The organism is Micromonospora sp. NPDC051924, assembly GCF_055586005.1.
The window spans coordinates 104,076-120,026 of the sequence record NZ_JBVJJA010000023.1 but is presented as its reverse complement, the minus strand read 5'-3'; the positions used below and the strand labels follow the sequence as shown (position 1 = coordinate 120,026).

Genomic DNA, 15,951 nt, shown 5'->3' with positions numbered 1-15,951 from the left:
CCCCCCCCCCCCCCCCCCCCCCCCCCCCCCCCCCCCCCCCCCCCCCCCCCCCCCCCCCCCCCCCCCCCCCCCCCCCCCCCCCCCCCCCCCCGGGTGGGGTCAGACCGCTCCGGCGTACTCGTGCAACAGGCCCGGCCAGCCACCGTCGTTGCCGACCGCGTCGCGGACCTTCTCCCAGCCGGCGCCGTGCGCGTCCAGCCGGTCGTGCACCAGGTCGACCCGGGTGCCGCCGTCGACCCGGGTGAAGGTGACGGTGACCCGGCTGCCGGCGGCGCCGGCGTCGGGCACCTCCCAGTCGGGACCGATCAGCCAGGCGAAGGCGAAGGTGCGCGGCGGGTCCCAGGTGAGCACCCGCCCCCAGTCGCAGGTCTGGCCGCTGACGCTCTCCTCCCGGAGCGCGCCGCCGACCCGCGGCTCGACGACGACCCGCTTCAGGTCGTCGGGGAGCAGGTGGTGCGAGCGGAGCCACCAGCGGTCCATGCCAGTGGTGAAGACCTCGAACGCGCGCTCGGGGTCGGCGGTGACCCGGACGCTGGTGCGTACGGCGGTGTCCGTTTCTGCGGTGGTCACGGCTCCTCCTCGGGAGGGTTGTCGACGGCGTCCGCGAACGCCGCCAGGGCCTGCTGCCAGAACTGGTCGAAGTAGCCGCGCACGGCCGCCAGGCCCCGCGGGTCCAGCGAATAGACGCGGCGGGTGCCGACGGCCGTCGACGACACCAGGGCGGCCTCCTTGAGCACCTTCAGGTGCTGGGACACCGCGGGCCGGCTGACCGGCAGGTCGGCCGCGATCTCGGCGACCGAGCGTGGCCCGGCGGCGAGGAGCTCGAAGACCGCGCGCCGGGTCGGGTCGCCCAGCGCGTCGAGCATCCGTCCTTGGTAAGTGGCCACGAACGGTAAGTCTAGACTTTCCGATGCGACTGTCAACCCGCCGCCGGTGGACCGGGTGGGCCGGACCGTGGACAGGTGTGCTGTGCTGTCCGTCGGCCGACGACCGGACGAGGGGAGGGGAGCGGTGCGCGGAAACCGTGCCGGGCTGCCGATCGCCCCGACGGCGGGTGCCGACGAGCGGCTGCACCGCATGGTCGCCGTCGCGTTGGACCTGCTCAGCGCGGAGACCGTCGAGGATCTGGTCGCCATCATGGTGGACCGGGCGGTGCCGGTGCTCGGGGCGGACGGCGGCGCGGTGGTCGTCCGCGAGGGCGCCGAGCGGTTGCGCGTCGTGGTCGGCAGCCGGCTCGGCCCGCAGGTCCAGGCCACCTACGGCGACGTGCCGTACGACAGCCCGTTGCCGGCCTGCTGGGTGGCGCGCACCGGGGAGCCGCTGCTGCTGCCGGACCGCGCCGCCGGCGTCGCCTTCACCGCCGAGATGATCGAGGTGTACGAGGACACCGGGCGGGACGCCTGGGCGGTCCTGCCATTGCGGGTCGGCGTCCGGCTGCTCGGCTCGCTCGCCGTCTCCTGGCGGGAGGAGCGGCGGTTCCGGCCCGACGAGATCACCATGCTGGAGGCCTTCGCCGCGCAGTGCGCCCAGGCGTTGGACCGGATCCAGCAACGGGCCGCCCAGCGGGCCGGCGCGCTGGCCGCGCAGCGGCTCTCCGAGGCGTTGCAGCACAGCCTGCTCACCTCCCCGCCCACCACGGGCGCGCTGGACATCGCGGTCCGCTATCAGGCCGCCGCGCACGGCGTGCACGTCGGCGGCGACTGGTACGACGCGTTCCAGACCGCCGGCGGGTCGACCGTGCTGGTGGTCGGGGACGTGACCGGCCACGACCGGGACGCGGTGGCGGCCATGGGGCAGATCCGCAACGTGCTGCGCGGGCTGGCGTACGACAGCGCGGACGGGCCCGCCGAACTGCTCGGCCGGCTGGACCGGGCGCTGCGCGGCCTGCGGGTACGGGCCCTGGCCACCGCGTTGCTGGCCCGGGCCGAGCCCACCCCGGACGGCTGGCGGCTGCGCTGGTCCAACGCCGGGCACCCGCCGGCCCTGCTGCGCGGCCCCCACGGCGGCGTACGGCTGCTCGCCGGCCATGACCTGATGCTCGGCGTCCAGCCCGGGGTGCCGCGTCGCGAGCAGACGGTGGACCTGGCCCCCGGCAGCACCCTGGTGCTCTACACCGACGGGCTGGTGGAGCGCCGCGCCGACGTGCTCGACGAGGGGATCGCCGACCTGACGCTGCGGCTGGAACAGGTCGGCGACGCCGCCGTCGAGCACCTCTGCGACCTGCTGCTCGACCTCGCTCCGGCCGGCCACGAGGACGACATCGCCCTGCTGGTGATGCGGTGCCAGGCCCCGCCCGGCCCGGAAACCGGTGGCCCTGCCGCCGCCCGGAACGCATCCTGGCCGGCGTGACGACCGTACGGGAACTGGCCGCCGCGGACTGGCCGGCGCTCTGGCCGATGCTGTGCGACATGGGGGTGGGGGCGGACCCGCCGGAGGTGCACCGCAGGCGCTTCCTGGACCTGCTCGCCGACCCCCGCTGGGCGCTGTTCGGCGCGGTCGACCCGGACGGGCTGGTCGGCTACGCCGCCGTTCAGGACCACGGGCCGCATCTGCGCGCGGGCGACGCGCACCGCACGGCCCGCCTGCACGACCTCTACGTACGCCCGGACCGGCGCCGGCACGGCGTGGGCGCCGCGCTGCTCGCGGCCGTCTCCGAGTGGGCGGCCGGGCGGGTCCGGCACCTGGAGTGGCAGGCGCACCGGGAGCGGGCCGCGCCCTTCTACGAGCGGCTCGGCTACCGGGGCGAACCGTGCCCGCAACCCGAGTACCCGACCTTCCTCGTCGACTTCGGGCCGTGATCCACCCCGCCCGGCCGGGTCCGTGGTCGCGGGCGGGATGCCCCGGGGGCCGCGTGCGGGGCGTCTGTGCACGGTCAGGGGATCGGGTGGGCGATGCCCCGGGCATGGTCGGTGACGGACGCGCCGACCACGGTGGCGGTCAGCGGCAGCACCTCCAGGCAGCGGCGGACCGCCGCGGCCATCAGCGCGTTCGGCACCCGCATGGAGAGCGTGCAGTGCGGCACCCACCGGCCCGGCTGGTAGTGCTCGACCAGGTCGATGCCGGCCCGGGCGAGCCGGTGGTGCACCTGGGTGTGGTGGGACAGCAGTTCGGTCGTGGGAGCCGGCCCGAGCCAGAGCACCCGTCCGACGAACTGGCCGGCGTGCTGGAACTCCAGCCGCAGCGGGGCGGCCACCACCATGCCGGCGAGCGCTTCGGCGACCCGTTCCGGGTCGAAGCGTGGGGCCACCGCGAGCGAGACGTGCGGCCGGTGCCGCTGTTCGAGCAGGGACTTCATGCTCTGCACGCCCTCGGACTCCAGCGCGTCCCAGAGCACCCGGATCCGCCGGGTGGCGTCGGTGTCGAGATACAGCTCCAGCGCCGCGACCACATGATCAGCCTAGGGCGAGGTTTGCCCGGCCGTGTGGGCGGTACTGCGCAGGTGGCACCGACGGCGGAGGAGCGTGGACCCGTGGACGTGAACGATCTGCTGACCGAGGCGTACGGCCGGCTGCCCGACCTGGTGGAGTCGGCGGTCGACGGGCTGAGCGCGGAGCAGCTGCGGCAGGCCCCGGCGGCCGGCGCCAACCCGGTGGGCTGGCTGGTCTGGCACCTGACCCGGATCCAGGACCACGGCGTGTCCGATGTACTGGGGGAGCAGCAGCTCTGGGTCACCGGCGACTGGGCCGGCCGGATCGGGCTGACCGCGGATTCCGACGACACCGGCTTCGGGCACGGGCCCGAGCAGATCGCCGCCGTGCGGCCGGAGGACGGCCGGGTGCTGGTCGACTACCACCGGGCGGTGGTCGACCGGACCCTGGCGTCCCTGCGCGGCCTGCGGCCGGCCGACCTCGACCGGGTGGTGGACGAGAACTGGGACCCGCCGGTCACCCTCGGCGTGCGGCTGAGCAGCCTGCTGGAGGACGATCTCCAGCACGCCGGCCAGGCCGCGTACGTGCGCGGGCTCATCCAGCGGGGGTGACCGCCGCCCGGGCCCGCTCCAGCTGCCTCCGCTCTACCCCGGCGGCGGGCACTCCACCAGTCCTCACCCGGATCGGGTGAGTTGAGCTCACCCTCCCGCCGGGGACCCTGCGGGGACGAGCGGACACGGGGAGGGACCGATGGGCATGTCGGCGGCGCAGTACCTGGCGGAGCGGGTGGCCGGCGAGCATCCAGACCTGCCGGAGAACACGGCCGGCAGCCTCCGGCTCGACCTGCGGGACGGTGGGCGGACCGAGCACTGGTATCTGGTGATCGACCGGCAGGAGGTCCGGGTGACCCGTTCCTTCCAGGAGGCCGAGCTGGTGGTCCGCGCCGACCGGGAGGTCTTCGACCGGCTCGCCGAGGGTCGCCTGCACCCGGCGGCGGCGCTGCTGCGCAACGACCTCACGGTGCAGGGCAACCTGCGGCTGCTGCTGGCCCTGCGCCGGCTCTTCCCGGGCCCGTCCGAGGCCCGGGACCCCCGCCTGACGAGCTGTGGAGGGGGCGCCCGGTGAAGCATGAGCTGCTCCACGTCCTCGCCGGCAACGCCTTTGCGATGGGCGACGCGCAGGGCGACATGGAGGTCGACCCGTACGCCCCGATCGGCCTGTGGTCCTTCGACACCCGGTTCGTGTCCCGCTGGATGCTCACCGTCGACGGGGAGCGGCTGCACGCCCTGTCCCGGGACGAGCTGGCCTCCTTCGAGACTCGGTTCGTGCTGGTCCCCGGCGCCGCGAGCCATTACGTGGACGCGAAAGTCTCGGTGATCCGGCACCGGTCCATCGACGAGAGCTTCAACGAGCGGATCACCGTGCTCAACCACTCCGCGGAGCCGGCCGAGTTCACTGTCCGGATGGAGATCGACAGCGACTTCGCCGACACCGCCGAGATCCGCCGCCCCGTGCCGCGCCGGCCGGTCGTCACCGCCGACTCGGTCCGGCGCCAGCTGCGCCTCTGCTACCAGCGCGAACGGTTCACCCGGGAGACCCTCGTGACCAGCACGGAACCGGTGGAGGTGGACGCGAACGGGATGTCCTTCCGGATCCGGGTCGCGCCGGACGGCGAGTGGCACACCGACCTGCACGTGGCCATGATCATCCACGGCGCCGGCGGGCGGGACCTGCGGTCGAGCCTGGAGGCCCACCGGCGGCACGTGCACCGGGACATGCGCGAGGACCTCGCCCGGTGGTTCGACCACGCCCCGCAGCTCGTTGCCGACCGCGAATCGCTGGAGTCGGCGTACCGGCAGGCGCTGAACGACCTGGCCGCGCTGCGGTACATGCCGCTGGCGTACAGCGAACGGGTGCCGGTGGGCGGCCTCCCCTGGGCGATGGCGTTCTACGGCCGGGACGCCATGATCACCTGCCTGCAGACGCTGCCGTTCGCGCCCGAGCTGGCCCCGGCGACGCTGCACCTGCTCGCCCTGCTCCAAGGCGGTCGGCTCGACGACTACCACGACGAGGAGCCGGGGAAGATCCTCGCCGAACTCCGCTACGGCGAGGCGGCCGCGTTCGGCGAGCAGCCCACCGCGGTCTACTACGGCGCGGCGGACACCACGCCGCTCTTCGTGACCCTGCTCGACGAGTACGAGCGCTGGACCGGCGACGCCGAACTGGTCCGGCAGCTGCGCCACCCGGCCCGGATGGCGCTGGACTGGATCGACGCGTACGGCGACCTGTGCGGCGACGGCTACCTGCGCTACCAGCCCCGCAACACGGTCAACGGGGTGGCCAACCAGACCTGGCGGAACTCGCCGGACGCCGTCGTGGACCGGCACGGCCGCGAGCCGGTGTTCCCCCGGGCCACCTGCGAGCTCCAGGGGTACGCGTACGACGCGAAGCTGCGCGGCGCCCGGCTGGCCCGGGAGTTCTGGGACGACCCGGCGTACGCGGACCGGCTGGAGGCCGAGGCGGCGCGCCTGCGGGAGCGGTTCAACCGCGACTTCTGGCTGCCGGACCGGGAGTACTACGCGTTCGCGCTGACTCCGGACGGAGAGCGGGTCGACGCGCTCACCTCCGGGCTCGGCCACCTGCTGTACACCGGGATCGTCGAGCCGGAGCGGGCCGGGGCGCTCGCGGCGCACCTGGGCGGGCCGGAGCTCTTCTCCGGCTGGGGCGTGCGGACGTACGCCGACGGGCAGCGGCCGTACAACCCGGTCGGCGCGCACCTGGGCTCGGTCTGGCCGTCCGACAACGCGCTGATCGCGGCGGGTCTGCGCCGCTACGGGTACGACCGGGAGGCGGCCCGGATCGCCGACGGGATGTTCGCGATGGTGGAGACGCTCGGTGGCTCGGTGCCGGAGGTGATCGCCGGCTATTCCCGCACGGTGACCAAGTACCCGGTCCAGCTACCGGCCGCCGGCCGGCCGCAGTCGTGGGCCTCCGGAGGGCTGCTCATGCTGCTCGCGACCATGCTCGGGCTGCGCCCGTGCGGCGACAACCTGCTGGTGGACCCGGCCGTCCCCGAGGGGTACGGCCGGATCGAGCTGCTGGACATCCCGGGCCGGTGGGGACGCGCCGACTCGTTCGGCCGGGACCGGGGGACCCGTGGCCGGCGCCGGGTGCGCTGATCGACGGCTCAGCCGAACGGGAGCAGGTCGTAGGCGGCCGAGACCTGTGCCGCCACGGCCGGGTCGCGCGTGGCGAGCAGCGCCTCCTCCGAGTACCGGGCTCACCGCGGCGCGGCCGGGATCCGGCCGGGCTCCTCCGCGCCGGACGGTGCCGGCACCGCCGGGGTACGCCGGGCCAGGCCCTTGTCGATCCCCACGAAGAGGAGCCCGAGCAGCCAGAACGCGAACGCGAAGAAGAGCGAGGAGAGGCCGACCCCGTCGTAGCCCAGCTGGCCGGCGTCGATGAACGGGTACGGGTAGCGGTGCACGATCAGCCCGCGCACCAGGGCGAACCCGAGGTACGCCACCGGGAACGCCAGCCACCAGGCCGCGTACCGCAGGCGCAGCCGGCCGCGCCGGTCGAACAGCGCCCAGTCGGCGATCGCCAGCAGCGGCACGACGGTGTGCAGGAACTGGTTGCCCCACCACTCGCCCGGCTCGCGGTGCGGCTGCACCATCGCGAACGGGCTGGCCGGGTTGGCCAGCACCAGGTGGTAGACCGTGCCGGTGATGGTGATGTAGAGGGTCACCGCGCCCTTGAGCGCCGACGGCGGCTCCGGTCGGTCCTGCCAGGCCCGCCAGGCGGCGTACCCGGCGAAAACGCCGACCGCCACGTTGCTCTGGATGGTGAAGTAGGGCAGCAGCCCGGTCACCGTCGCCGGGCCGAGGGCGGTGAGCACGATGCCGGCCACCACGCTGAGCACGATGGCCAGGCGGAAGGGGATCACCCATCGTCGACGCCGCGGAGTCACCGTGGCAAGCTACCAGCCCGGCCGCCCGGCTTTCGGGTGAGATCGTGCTCGATCCACTCCGGATGCCGGAGTTCGTGCCGGACGACGCGACCGCCCGGGCGGCGTACGTCGACACCGCCCTCGCCGCCCTCACCAGCCGGACCTGACCGCGCCGCCCGGGCTCACGCCTCCGGCGCCGGGGCGGCCGCCGGGGTCGGGCCGTCGTCCGGGTCCGCCAGCGCCCGGGAGGTGACGGCCGTCCCGGTCCCGTCCGCCGAGGCGGGGCCGGACGGCGCCGAGCGGGTCGACCGATCGGCGTCGGTGCTGGGTCCGGCCGCCGCGGAGCGCGTCGGCCGAGCGGCGTCGGTGGTGGGTCGGGTCGGCGCGGAGTGCGTCGGCCGGCCGGCGTCCGTGGTGGGGTGGGCCCGGGTGTCGTCCGGCCGCCCGGTGGCCGCCGGCCCGTCCGTCGGCCGGCCGGCCGGACCGCCCGGCCCGTCCGTCGGCCGGCCGGTGGGTCTGGCCGGGCGTGTCGGCTGGTCGGTGTCGAGGGCGGGAGTGGCCGCGGCGGGCGAGGTCGTCGGCGACGGGTGCGTCGGCCGGCCCGGTGGCGCCACCGGACGTTCCGGGGCGGACGAGTCGTTCGGGGGCGACACCGCGGACGGCGACGTGGCACCCGCGCCGTCCGTCGGCGGATCGGTCGGTGGCGCGCTCGGGACGCCCGGCAGGCGCGGCGGTAGGGCGGGGCTCTCCGGCCTGGCGGGTGCCGGCAGGCGGTCCCGCAGGTCGTCGAGATCGGTCCGCAGCCGGTCGGCGCGCCGATCGTCGCCGAGGTGGGCGAGGAGGACGGCAGCCCGTTCCAGGTCCCCACGGGCCTCGGCGTACCGGCCGGCGCCCAGGTCACGTCGCGCCTGGTCGAGGAGCCGGTCGATCTCGCGTTCGGCGGTGAGCGACTCGGCCCGCTCCGTCCAGACCAGTTCGGTGACCGGCCAGAGCAGCCCGTCCGGCTCGGCCCGGGCCGAGCCCAGCCAGACCCCGCCCGTCATCGTCACGAGGGTGAGGGCCGCCCCGGACAGGATCCGTGCCCGACGGCGGGACGTCCGAGCGGCGCCGGATCGCGCCCGCCGTGGCCCGGACCCGTGGCCCGCCCGGTCGGCCGGTCCGCCGGTGCCGCCGTCCTGGTCGGTGGCCCCGCCGCGGTCACCGTCCCGGTCGGTGGCTTCGCCGGGGTCACCGTCCAGGTCGGCGGCGCCGCGGGTACGACCGTCCAGGTCGGACGGCGGTGTCGAGCTGGCCGGCTGCGGCGCGTCGGGCGCCGGGCGGGTGGCGGCCTCCAGCCGGGCGGCGCGGCTCTCGATCTCGGTGTGCCAGCCGGCCAGCAGGGCGGCCACCGGGTCGTCGGGCGGCGGTGGCGCGCCGCGACGCAGCGCCTCGAGCAACTCATCGTCGCGCAGCACCGGATCCTCGCGCTCCGGCGTGGGCCGGGCGTCGTCGCTCACCGCAGCACCCCCGCCAGCGAGTCACCGGCGAGGGCGCGCAGCCGGGTCAACGCCCGATGCTGCGCCAGCCGTACGGCACCAGCGGTCATACCGAGCACCGTACCGACCTCGTCGGCCGTCATCCCGACCGCCAGGCGGAGCACCAGGATCTCCCGGTGGGTCGCCGGCAACTGGGCCAGCAGCCCGGAGAGTCGGACGCCGAGGTCGGCGGTGAGCGCCCGGGGCTCCGGGCCGGGCGCGGGATCGGCGGTGTCGGGCAGGTCGGCGACGCTCTCGGTGCGGTCGCGGCTGGCGGCTCGGCAGGCGTCGGCCACCTTGCGGGCAGCGATGCCGTACACGAAGGCGAGGAACGGACGGCCCTGGTCGGTGAACCGGGGAAGCGCGCGCAGCACGGCGAGGCAGACCTCCTGGGCGACGTCCTCCGCCGTGGCGCCCCCGGCGCCGACGTGTCCCAGCCGGGCCAGGCTGTAGCGCACCGCGATCGGCCTGATCTGGGCGAGCACCCGCGCCACCGCCACCGGATCACCGGCCACGGCCCGCCGGACGAGGTCGGGATCCGGTGTGTCCATCGAGGTCAACGAGGCCCTTCCGCTGTGGCGTGGCTCGACGGTATCCGGCCACCGGCCTACCGCCAAGGGGCGGGTTGAAACGCCGCACCGGCCGGCGGCGATAACCCGACAGGAGCGGCCTGCCGCCCGCCCGACCTGGCGTTTCCAACGCCGGGTCCATCGTTGCGCGGCTTTTCGCCTGAATTTATATATTTCCAATAACGAATGACTACGAGCTCTGGTCCGTGGCCCGTCGGGTGCGCCAGCCTCTGCCTGGGCCGACCGGCCCGACCGCACGTGGAGAGGAACCCCATGCGCAAGACACTGGGCGTCGCGATGCTCACCGGCATCGTCGTCGCCGCCTCGGCGACCGGCGCCAACGCCGCCCCGCGCGCCGAGGCGGAGACCGGCTACATCGTCGTCCTCCGCGCCGACGCGAACTCGTCATCGGTCGCCGCCGAACAGGCGCGGGCGACGGGCGCCACCGTCGGCCACGTCTACGAGCACGCCCTGCGCGGCTACTCGGCCCGGATGAGCGCCACCGCCGCCGCCCGCATCGCCCGCGACGCCCGGGTGCTCTTCGTCCAGCCTGACGGGGTGGCCACGGCCGACGCGCAGACCACGCCGACGGGGATCAACCGGGCCGACGCGGAACTGAGCCCGACCGCGAAGATCAACGGTGTGGACGAGCGGGTCAACGTCGACGTCGCGGTCATTGACACCGGCATCGACCTGACCCACCCCGACCTGAACGTCTACACCGCCGGGGCGAAGAACTGCTCCACCGGCAACAGCGCCAACGACGGCAACGGGCACGGCTCGCACGTCGCCGGCACCATCGGCGCGCTGGACAACGGGATCGGCGCGGTCGGCATGGCCCCCGGTGCCCGGGTGTGGCCGGTCCGGGTGCTCAACAACGCCGGCAGCGGTACCTTCTCCGACATCATCTGCGGCATCGACTACGTGACGGCGCACGCCAGCGAGATCGAGGTCGCCAACATGAGCCTCGGCGGCTCGGGTTCCGACAGCGCCTGCGGCAGCAACAAGGACGCCATGCACGAGGCGATCTGCAGGTCGGTCACGGCCGGCGTGACGTACGTCGTGGCCGCCGGCAACGAGACCGACAACGCGGCCAACCACGTGCCGGCCGCGTACGACGAGGTCATCACCGTCTCCGCGCTGGCCGACTTCAACGGCCTGCCGGGCGGCGGCGCGGCGTCCACCTGCCGCACCGATGTGGACGACACCATCGCCGACTTCTCCAACTACGGCGCCGACGTCGACCTGATGGCCCCGGGTGTCTGCATCTACTCGACCTGGAAGGGCGGCGGCTACAACACCATCTCCGGCACCTCGATGGCCAGCCCGCACGCCGCCGGTGGCGCCGCCCTCTACAAGGCGACCCACCCGACCGCCACTCCGAGCGCGGTCAAGTCGGCCCTCCAGGCGGCCGGTACGACCAACTACAGCTGGCCGGCCGGCGACCCGGACGGCATCCAGGAGAAGCTGCTGAACGTCGCCACCTTCTGACCGTCGCCCCCTCGGCCGTGCCGACCCGCCCGGGTCGGCACGGCCGAGGCCTGTCCGGCCGTCGGGGGCCGGGCGTGGCTCAGTGCTGCGTCGGACCGACCGAGGCGGGCTGGTTGATCGCCGGACCCGCCGGTTCGCTCGGTCGCGACGTCGGGGTGACAGAAGCCGCCGGGGCGGACGGTGTCCGCTCCGGCCGGCCGGTGACCCGGCCGCTCGGCTCGGCGTCCGGTCGCTTCGACCCGCCGCCGGTGGACCCGTTCGGGGTGCCGCTCCCGTCGAACAGCCGGTCGCAGTAGCCGGCGACCTCGTCCCGGCCGCCCGCCGCCGTGACCAGCTCGGCAAAGCGCGGGGACTCCAGCGCCTTGCGTCGGTTCTCGCCCGACTCGCTCCGGTAGGCGGTGCAGAGCCCCTTCAGCGACGCGGTGCCGCCGGGCCGATCGGTCAGGTCGGCGCCCGGGGTGCCGGAGGCGTCCGGACCGGACGTCGGGGTGGGGCGGCCTTCCGTGCTGGCGCTCGGCGTGGTGCCCGGTTCGTGGCCCAGCGGGCCGGGCAGCGTCCCGGTGACGGCGGCCAGCGCCACGCCGCCGGTGGCGGCGGCGAGCAGGGCGGCCAGCGCGACCTTGGCGCCGAGCAGGTTGGCGAGCGACCGTCGCTGCGGACGGGACGCCAGCACCGGCACCGAGCCGGCTCGCGCCATGCGGAACGCCTGGAGGGCGGCGGCCTCGCCGCTCAGCTCGTGCGGGTAGGGAGCGGCGCGGACGGCGGCCAGGAGTTGGACGAGCACCTCCGGACCGTCCTGCGCGTCGGCGACGGGACCGACGAGCAGGCGCTCGACGGTCTCCTGGTCCATGCGGTGTGCGTTCATCTCGTGTCGATCAGCGCCGCCCCGGGTTGTGACGTCACATCGGCGCTCCGCCCGCGACCGGTCTCGGACGGTGAGGTCCGTCACTGTGCGGGGGTTTCACCCCATGGTCTTGGCCCCGTCGATCGACTCGCGGAGGATGTCGGCGTGACCGGCGTGCTGCGCGGTCTCCGCGATCACGTGCAGCAGCACCCGGCGGACCGACCAGCTCGCCCCCGGCTCGAACCACGGGGCGACCGGCAGCGGATGGGCCGCGTCGAGGTCGAGGGTGGCGACCAGCGCGTCGGTCGCCTCGGCCACCCGGTCGAACTCGGCGAGCAGCCCGGCGAGGCTCTCGCCCTCCGCCATCCGGAACTGGCCGACCCAGTCGATCGGCTCGCTCTGCATCGCCTCGGCGCCGCCCACGGCGAACCACATCCACCGTTCCTCGGTGGTCGCCACGTGTTTGATCAGCCCGCCGAGGCAGAGTTCGCTGACGGTGCTGCGCGCGCCGGCCTGCTCGTCGGTCAGGCCCTGCACGGTCTGCCGGAGGAAGCCGCGGTGCCGGCGCAGCGTGGCGAGCAGGTCCGCCCGCTCGCCGGTGAGGATCTGGTCGGAGGCTCTCATGCCGCCCGCCTTTCCGTCGAGGACCGGGGACACCGTACGCCCCGCCACCGACACTTCCGGCCACTCCACCCCGGGCCGCCCCCGGTTGCCGATTCGTCCCGATCGCGGTGCACTGAATTACATGGGTGTCATCAAGGTGGGCACGTCCTCCTGGGCCGACCAGATGCTGGTCCGCTCCGGCTGGTACCCCCGCGCCGTCAACACCCCCGCCGGTCGACTCGGCTTCTACGCGGAGCGGTTCGGCCTGGTCGAGGTGGACACGTCGTACTACGCGATCCCGCTGCCGGAGACCGTCGCGGGCTGGGTGGCCGCCACCCCGCCCGGATTCATCTTCGACGTCAAGGCGTTCCGCCTGTTCACCGGCCACCACACGCCGGTCGCCGCGCTGCCCCGGGAGCTGCGGCCGGCCGGCGGCGCGAGCCGGATCCGCTGGCGCGACCTGCCCGCCGGGGCGTACGACGAGCTCTGGGACCGGTTTCACGCGGCGCTGGCGCCGCTCGCGGCGGCCGACCGGCTCGGCGCGGTGCTGCTCCAGTTCCCGCCCTGGCTGGCCCGGGGCGACGCGGCCCGGCGGCGGATCCTGGCGGCGGCCCGGCGGTGCCGGCCCTTCCGGGTCGCCGTCGAGCTGCGGCACTCCTCCTGGTTCGCCGACGACGCGGTGGTGGACACGGTGACGTTCCTGCGCGAGCACGGACTCGGCTACGTCTGCGTGGACATGCCGCAGGGGCACGTCTCGTCGGTGCCGCCGATCCTCGTCGCCACCACGGACCTCGCGGTGGTCCGCTTCCACGGGCACAGCACCGCCTGGGAGAGCGGCGACAAGCAGGAGAGGTTCCGGTACGCCTACGGCGCGGAGGAGCTGCGCCGCTGGTCCGTGCTGCTGCACGAGCTGGCCGACCAGTGCGCCGAGCTGCACGTGCTGATGAACAACTGCTGCGACGACCAGGCCCCGCGGGACGCGGCCCGGCTCGCCGAGCTGCTCGGCGTCGCGCCCGCCGGCCAGCCGGCCGCCGCCGGCTCCTGACCCGGTCGGCGGGTTTTCCCCAGGCCTGGCCGGGTACGGGCGGTGCCGAGGGTCGAGGCGAGGGGGCGGAGGGTGGACGAGCGGCGGGACGAGGCGGTCGACCGACGGGACGACCGGGATCCCCGGGCCACCCGGGAGGCCGAGGAGGCGCACGGCGGCAGCATGGCGCCGGGCCTGGTGGACGACACCGGCCACCCGGTGGCCGAAGCACCGGAGGCGCGGCCCGAGCCGCCGGCGATGGGGACGCCGGGGGAGGACGGCACCGGCTCCTGACCGGCGTCGCCGGGCCGCAGCGGGCTCCTCCCGGACACGCGTCCACGACGGACCACGGTCGTCGGCGCGGACGCGCCGTGCGTTGTCCCGTCCGGCGAGACCCGTCCGCGTGCCGGTCAGCCGCGCCGGCGGAACCCCTCGGGATGCATGCCAGTGGCCTCCTCCAGCGCGTTGTCCGCCAGGTCCCCACCGGCGGTGTCGTCCGGGAAGGTACGCCCGGACGGCGCCGGGTCCGGCGGCGCGCCCGGTCCCGCCTCCGGGTAGCGGGTGGGCTCGACCGGGCCGAACCCGTGCCGGCCGGCCTTCGGGCCGCCCGGACCGGCGCCCGCCGCGCGGCGCTCCCCGCGGTGTCCCTCCGCGACCGCGTTGTCCTCGCTGCCCTCGTCCATCGGCGCGTCCTCGTCCGCGCCCCACGGCGGGTCCGCGTCGAAGCCGTCGGTGGTGCCCCACGGGGCGACCGACTCCGGCCCCTCGCCCGTACCCGATCGGTCCTTGCTGCTCATGGCCACCTCACCTGGCTGGGTTACCCATGCCCGCGCTGATTGCCCGCCGTCCGCCCGGTCATGCCGGCCGCGCCGGACGCCCGGGTACGCCGCGTGGCCGGCGACCCACCCCGATGTGGGTCGCCGGCCACGCGACGGGTCACCGGCCCGCCATCATCAGGCGTCGCTTCGCCGCCCCCATCGCGGCGACCGTGCCGACGGTCTTCGGCCCGGGCGTGGCCACGGCGGCGACCTTCCCGAGCGTCTTCGGCGCGGCCATCAGCCCACCCGCCCGGCTGAGCAGGCCCCGGAACACCTGGCCCGGCTTCTGCTGCTCGCCCATGTACGCCGAGACCACGACCAGCGCGCCGGTCATCGCCGGGATCGCCCACTGCAGCAGCTTCATCTGCCGCTGACTGGCGGCGACGTTCGCCGGCGTCTGGTAGTTCGGTTCGGTGGCCCCCTCGACGGACGGGCCGCCCGCCCGCTCCAGCTTCATGCCGAGCAGCCGGCTGTAGCCGGTCACCGCCAGCGCGCCCACGGTCAGCGCGGTCTTCACGGCGCTCATCCGCGCCACCCCGGACTGGGCGGCGACCCGCGGACTCTCGGTGACCAGTTCGCCGACCGCGCCGGCCAGGTGGGCGCCGATCGCCGCCGCGTTGACCGGGGTCCACCGCGCCCAGCCGGCGGATGCCACCGGCAGGCGTTGCGTGGAGTCCTCGAGCTGTGCCGCCGCCCCGTTGACGCCGAGCGCACCCATCAGTGAGCCGCCGAACCAGGCCGCGAGGCCCAGATCGTGCATGGAGCGCAACGCCGTGTGCCGTTCGGACATCAGATCCCCCTCCGCCGTGTTCGGGCGGTGCCGCATACCCGTCCTGCGGCCGGCTACGCGCCCGATTTCCGGGGCGGGCTCAACGGTGCGGCAGGGCGGCGGCGAACGCGGCCACCCGGGCGGCCAGCGGGGTGGCGGCGCGTACCCAGGTGAAGTGGTCCAGCGGGGCGCCCGCCTCAGCGACGGTGTAGCGGTGCCGGGTGACCGGGGCGGCGGCGAACTTGCCGCAGAGGTGGTCCAGCGTCTCGTGCGGGGTGTACTGGTCGTCGTCCACGCTCACCGCCAGCACCGGGGTGCGTACCCGGGCCACCGCCGCCTCGGCGTCGACGCCGTCCAGCACCGGGAACCGGCCGGTCCGCGCGGTGTGCGCCCAGTCCCGGATCACCCCGCGCGCCTGCCGGCCGCCGAACCCCCAGCCTGGCCAGACGCCGAGCAGCCGGGCCACCGCGGCGATCCCCTGGGTGTACGGCAGTACGCCCCAGCCGCGCAGCCCCGGGTACCCGCGCCACCACGGGACGCCGACCGCCACCAGGGCGAGCCCGTCCACCCGGTCCGCGTCGTGCAGGGCCTGGTGCAGCACCGCGACCTGCCCGCCCAGGGAGTGCCCGAGCAGCAGCCGGGTACGCCCGTCCAGCCGCGGCTTGAGCGCGTCCAGCACCGCGCCGACGTCGGCGGCCAGTTCCGCGTAGCCGTACCGGCAGGTGCGGGCGGGCGTCGGGGTGCTCTCCCCGGTGCCACGCAGGTCGGCGACGATCACGGCGAGGCCGGCGTCGCGCAGCGCGGCGGCCAGCGGCCGGTAGTAGCGGGCCCGGACGCCCATCGCCGGCCAGATGAGCACCGCCGGCGCGCCGGGCGCCCCGGCCGGCTCCGGGTAGACCTGGACGCCGATCCGTGCCCCGTCGACGTCGACGAACTCCTGGGTGTACTCCGCGCTCACCGGCTCAGCGTACGGCGGAAGGCTACCGACGGGTAGCAAAGGGG

At 75.2% G+C, this 15,951-nt stretch carries 19 protein-coding genes; 8 read left to right on the top strand and 11 right to left on the bottom strand.

All coding sequences use genetic code 11. The features are described 5' to 3' along the window. Positions 1-99: 99 nt before the first annotated feature. Together ACZ6S5_RS19690 and ACZ6S5_RS19685 are read right to left on the bottom strand one after the other, a co-directional pair. On the bottom strand, positions 100-570 hold the full coding sequence (locus ACZ6S5_RS19690) for an SRPBCC family protein (RefSeq protein WP_466002326.1): 471 nt from the start codon (positions 568-570) through the stop codon (positions 100-102). Further along, positions 567-887 carry an ArsR/SmtB family transcription factor gene (locus ACZ6S5_RS19685; RefSeq protein WP_466002324.1) on the bottom strand — a complete coding sequence of 107 codons (321 nt, stop codon included), beginning with the start codon at positions 885-887 and terminating at the stop codon, positions 567-569. Before ACZ6S5_RS19685 ends, ACZ6S5_RS19690 begins: the two co-directional genes overlap by 4 nt. Before the next feature lie 124 nt (positions 888-1,011). On the opposite strand from ACZ6S5_RS19685, the gene ACZ6S5_RS19680 reads away from it, so the two are divergent. Beyond that, complete coding sequence (locus ACZ6S5_RS19680; RefSeq protein ID WP_466002322.1) at positions 1,012-2,349, top strand: PP2C family protein-serine/threonine phosphatase; 1,338 nt, start codon at positions 1,012-1,014, stop codon at positions 2,347-2,349. Then, positions 2,346-2,798 (top strand): GNAT family N-acetyltransferase, encoded by a 453-nt coding sequence (locus tag ACZ6S5_RS19675; RefSeq protein ID WP_466002320.1) that lies wholly within the window; start codon positions 2,346-2,348, stop codon positions 2,796-2,798. Before ACZ6S5_RS19680 ends, ACZ6S5_RS19675 begins: the two co-directional genes overlap by 4 nt. Positions 2,799-2,872: 74 nt before the next feature. Here the strand turns inward: ACZ6S5_RS19675 and ACZ6S5_RS19670 are convergent, their stop codons facing one another. Then, entirely contained in the window at positions 2,873-3,388 is a 516-nt protein-coding gene (locus ACZ6S5_RS19670; protein WP_466002318.1) for a 2'-5' RNA ligase family protein, read from the bottom strand. Positions 3,389-3,469: 81 nt separating this feature from the next. Here ACZ6S5_RS19670 and ACZ6S5_RS19665 point away from each other — a divergent pair, with 81 nt between their 5' ends. From ACZ6S5_RS19665 to ACZ6S5_RS19655, 3 genes are all read left to right on the top strand, one after another. After that, on the top strand, positions 3,470-3,979 hold the full coding sequence (locus ACZ6S5_RS19665; RefSeq protein ID WP_466002316.1) for a mycothiol transferase: 510 nt from the start codon (positions 3,470-3,472) through the stop codon (positions 3,977-3,979). A 139-nt stretch (positions 3,980-4,118) separates the two neighbouring features. Beyond that, positions 4,119-4,493, top strand: coding sequence for an SCP2 sterol-binding domain-containing protein (locus tag ACZ6S5_RS19660; protein WP_466002314.1), 375 nt, complete (start codon positions 4,119-4,121; stop codon positions 4,491-4,493). Next, complete coding sequence (locus ACZ6S5_RS19655; protein ID WP_466002312.1) at positions 4,490-6,547, top strand: amylo-alpha-1,6-glucosidase; 2,058 nt, start codon at positions 4,490-4,492, stop codon at positions 6,545-6,547. Before ACZ6S5_RS19660 ends, ACZ6S5_RS19655 begins: the two co-directional genes overlap by 4 nt. A gap of 101 nt (positions 6,548-6,648) precedes the next feature. Here the strand turns inward: ACZ6S5_RS19655 and ACZ6S5_RS19650 are convergent, their stop codons facing one another. From ACZ6S5_RS19650 to shbA, 3 genes are all read right to left on the bottom strand, one after another. Continuing rightward, positions 6,649-7,338 (bottom strand): Pr6Pr family membrane protein, encoded by a 690-nt coding sequence (locus ACZ6S5_RS19650; protein ID WP_466002310.1) that lies wholly within the window; start codon positions 7,336-7,338, stop codon positions 6,649-6,651. A 161-nt stretch (positions 7,339-7,499) separates the two neighbouring features. Then, positions 7,500-8,813, bottom strand: coding sequence for a DNA polymerase III subunit gamma/tau domain-containing protein (locus ACZ6S5_RS19645; protein ID WP_466002308.1), 1,314 nt, complete (start codon positions 8,811-8,813; stop codon positions 7,500-7,502). Next, positions 8,810-9,382: an RNA polymerase sigma factor ShbA gene (gene shbA / locus ACZ6S5_RS19640; RefSeq protein WP_466002307.1), complete on the bottom strand. Its 573-nt coding sequence runs from the start codon at positions 9,380-9,382 to the stop codon at positions 8,810-8,812. Before shbA ends, ACZ6S5_RS19645 begins: the two co-directional genes overlap by 4 nt. Before the next feature lie 291 nt (positions 9,383-9,673). On the opposite strand from shbA, the gene ACZ6S5_RS19635 reads away from it, so the two are divergent. Beyond that, on the top strand, positions 9,674-10,891 hold the full coding sequence (locus ACZ6S5_RS19635) for a S8 family peptidase (protein ID WP_466002306.1): 1,218 nt from the start codon (positions 9,674-9,676) through the stop codon (positions 10,889-10,891). 79 nt (positions 10,892-10,970) lie between these two features. Here the strand turns inward: ACZ6S5_RS19635 and ACZ6S5_RS19630 are convergent, their stop codons facing one another. Together ACZ6S5_RS19630 and ACZ6S5_RS19625 are read right to left on the bottom strand one after the other, a co-directional pair. Continuing rightward, a complete protein-coding gene (locus ACZ6S5_RS19630) occupies positions 10,971-11,756 on the bottom strand; it encodes a hypothetical protein (protein ID WP_466002305.1) in 786 nt (261 codons plus the stop codon). A gap of 96 nt (positions 11,757-11,852) precedes the next feature. Next, the gene (locus ACZ6S5_RS19625; RefSeq protein ID WP_466002304.1) at positions 11,853-12,359 is read right to left on the bottom strand and encodes a DinB family protein; all 507 of its coding nucleotides are present in this window, start codon (positions 12,357-12,359) and stop codon (positions 11,853-11,855) included. 121 nt (positions 12,360-12,480) lie between these two features. Between ACZ6S5_RS19625 and ACZ6S5_RS19620 the strand changes: the two genes are divergently transcribed. Further along, a complete protein-coding gene (locus ACZ6S5_RS19620; RefSeq protein ID WP_466002302.1) occupies positions 12,481-13,383 on the top strand; it encodes a DUF72 domain-containing protein in 903 nt (300 codons plus the stop codon). Between the two features lie 72 nt (positions 13,384-13,455). After that, positions 13,456-13,656 carry a GTPase activator gene (locus ACZ6S5_RS19615; RefSeq protein WP_466002301.1) on the top strand — a complete coding sequence of 67 codons (201 nt, stop codon included), beginning with the start codon at positions 13,456-13,458 and terminating at the stop codon, positions 13,654-13,656. Between the two features lie 116 nt (positions 13,657-13,772). Here the strand turns inward: ACZ6S5_RS19615 and ACZ6S5_RS19610 are convergent, their stop codons facing one another. The 3 genes from ACZ6S5_RS19610 to ACZ6S5_RS19600 all read right to left on the bottom strand — a co-directional run bounded on the left by ACZ6S5_RS19610 (position 13,773) and on the right by ACZ6S5_RS19600 (position 15,907). Further along, positions 13,773-14,159 (bottom strand): hypothetical protein, encoded by a 387-nt coding sequence (locus ACZ6S5_RS19610; RefSeq protein WP_466002299.1) that lies wholly within the window; start codon positions 14,157-14,159, stop codon positions 13,773-13,775. A gap of 139 nt (positions 14,160-14,298) precedes the next feature. Further along, entirely contained in the window at positions 14,299-14,970 is a 672-nt protein-coding gene (locus ACZ6S5_RS19605) for a hypothetical protein (RefSeq protein ID WP_466002297.1), read from the bottom strand. 79 nt (positions 14,971-15,049) lie between these two features. After that, positions 15,050-15,907, bottom strand: coding sequence for an alpha/beta hydrolase family protein (locus ACZ6S5_RS19600; RefSeq protein ID WP_466002295.1), 858 nt, complete (start codon positions 15,905-15,907; stop codon positions 15,050-15,052). Positions 15,908-15,951 lie beyond the last annotated feature (44 nt).